We start from the raw sequence: 1,170 nt of genomic DNA, 5'->3' as shown, positions 1-1,170 counted from the left end.
TGTTTAGACCGGAGACATAGCTGACAGGTGTGCGGAGACATGGTTGACACTTTCGAGCAGTCCAACTGCCTCGAATCCGACCATGCCGTGGAACCCACGAGACACCATGAAATTGCGCCAGGAGTTCGTCGAACTCGCTTTGCATCAAAGCGTGCCCTTTGCCGATTTGTGCCGACGCTTCGGTGTGAGCCGCCAGACCGGCTACAAATGGCTTAATCGATATAAAAAAGACGGCATCGCTGGACTGGCCGATCAGTCCCGCCGGCCGTTGCACTCGCCATCGATCACCCCGCCCGCGCTTGAGCAGCACGTGCTCGGCGTGCGCGCGCGCAACCCCGCCTGGGGCGCGCGCAAGATCGCCCGGTTCCTGCGCGATCAGACGCCGGTGCCGCCGCCGGCCACCAGCACGATTACCGGGATTTTGCATCGCCACGACAGGATTACGCCGCGAGCATCGGCCGATGCCACCTCCTGGCAGCGCTTCGAGCGTGAGCAGCCCAACGAGCTGTGGCAGATGGATTTCAAGGGCCACTTTGCTACCGTGGGCGAAGGCCGGTGCCATCCGCTGACTGTGCTCGATGACCATTCGCGCTTTAACGTGGTGCTGCAAGCGTGCGCGTTCGAGACGACAGCCACCGTGCAAGCCCATCTGGAACGGGCGTTCGCCACTTACGGGCTGCCGCGCCAGATCAACACCGATAACGGCGCGCCGTGGGGCGCATCGCGCCAGCTCGGCCAATTGACGGAGCTGGCCATCTGGCTGATTCGATTGGGGATTCGGGTGAGTTACAGCCGTCCGTATCACCCGCAAACGAACGGCAAGAATGAGCGGTTTCATCGCTCGCTGAAGGCCGAAGTGCTGGCCGGGCGGACCTTCATGACGCATCGCGAGGCGCAAACGGAGTTCGAGCGCTGGCGCGAGCTTTACAACAACCGGCGCCCGCATGAGGGCATCGGCATGAGCACGCCGGTCAAGCGGTATCGGCCAAGTACGCGCGTTTGGCCCAGCACGATTCCTGAGCCGCAATACGGTCCCGACGACGAGATCGTAAAAGTCGACTGGCATGGCCACTTTACGTTCCGGGGACGCGAGCTCAAGGTCTCGCGGTCACTGGAGAAACTGAGCCTTGCTGCGCGACCCAATGCCGAAAAAGACGGGGTGTTCGATTT

At 62.1% G+C, this 1,170-nt stretch carries 1 protein-coding gene; it reads left to right on the top strand.

The annotated features are described in order from the left end of the window. Positions 1-106 precede the first annotated feature (106 nt). Positions 107-1,170: IS481 family transposase (locus tag HB633_RS30570; RefSeq protein WP_255581308.1), on the top strand; the 1,064-nt coding region annotated here is incomplete at its 3' end.

This window comes from Caballeronia sp. dw_276, from assembly GCF_018449635.1.
Lineage (GTDB): Bacteria > Pseudomonadota > Gammaproteobacteria > Burkholderiales > Burkholderiaceae > Caballeronia.
Note: the sequence above shows the minus strand (reverse complement) of the source record. Positions and strands in the feature narration are given on the sequence as shown.